This is a genomic window from Ruegeria sp. F11, from assembly GCF_056533855.1.
Map to the genome: position 1 here is coordinate 1 of NZ_JBQFOW010000041.1, position 1,269 is coordinate 1,269.

A 1,269-nucleotide genomic window follows, 5' to 3' on the forward strand; every position below is an offset into this window, starting at 1 on the left:
ATGGCAAAGGAAAAGTTTGAGCGTACAAAACCGCACGTCAACATCGGCACGATTGGCCACGTTGACCATGGTAAAACGACGCTGACCGCAGCAATCACCAAGTATTTCGGTGACTTCAAAGCGTATGACCAAATCGACGGTGCGCCGGAAGAGAAAGCGCGCGGCATCACCATCTCGACCGCCCACGTGGAATACGAGACCGACAACCGCCACTACGCACATGTCGACTGCCCCGGCCACGCCGACTACGTCAAGAACATGATCACCGGTGCTGCCCAGATGGACGGCGCGATTCTGGTTGTGAACGCGGCTGACGGCCCGATGCCGCAGACCCGCGAGCACATCCTGCTGGGCCGCCAGGTTGGCATCCCGAAGATGGTCGTGTTCCTGAACAAAGTGGACCAGGTTGACGACGAAGAGCTGCTGGAACTGGTTGAGATGGAAGTGCGCGAACTGCTGTCCAGCTACGAATACCCCGGCGACGATATTCCGATCATCGCAGGGTCGGCTCTGGCCGCGATGGAAGGCAACAACCCGGAAATCGGCGAAGAGAAGATCAAGGAACTGATGGCGGCTGTTGATGAGTATATCGACACCCCTGAGCGTGCTGTTGACCAGCCGTTCCTGATGCCGATCGAAGACGTGTTCTCGATCTCGGGCCGTGGTACGGTTGTGACCGGTCGTGTCGAGCGTGGCGTGATCAACGTTGGCGACGAGATCGAAATCGTCGGCATCCGCGACACTTCGAAAACCACCTGCACCGGTGTTGAGATGTTCCGCAAGCTGCTGGACCGCGGTGAAGCCGGCGACAACATCGGCGCCCTGCTGCGTGGTGTTGACCGTGACGGCGTTGAGCGTGGCCAGGTTCTGTGTAAGCCGGGTTCGGTGACACCGCACACCAAGTTCGAAGCCGAAGCCTACATCCTGACCAAGGAAGAAGGCGGCCGTCACACCCCGTTCTTCGCGAACTACCGTCCTCAGTTCTACTTCCGTACGACTGACGTGACCGGCACCGTGACCCTGGCCGAAGGCACCGAGATGGTCATGCCCGGCGACAACGTGTCGTTCGGCGTTGAGCTGATCGCGCCCATCGCGATGGAAAACGGCCTGCGCTTCGCGATCCGCGAAGGTGGTCGCACCGTCGGTGCGGGTGTTGTTTCCAAAATTATTGAATAATTTTGGAAAGCGGTGGGCGGCAGTTGCTTCAAAGAAGCAATGAGAGCCCACACCGGCGAACTAAAGAAGGCCGTCCCAATGGGGCGGCCTTTT

General features: G+C 58.9%; 1 protein-coding gene. It reads left to right on the forward strand.

Going from position 1 to position 1,269, the window contains the following annotated elements:
• Nucleotides 1-1,176: elongation factor Tu (gene tuf / locus ACR0NJ_RS21235; protein ID WP_480819079.1), on the forward strand; the 1,176-nt coding region annotated here is incomplete at its 5' end.
• Nucleotides 1,177-1,269 lie beyond the last annotated feature (93 nt).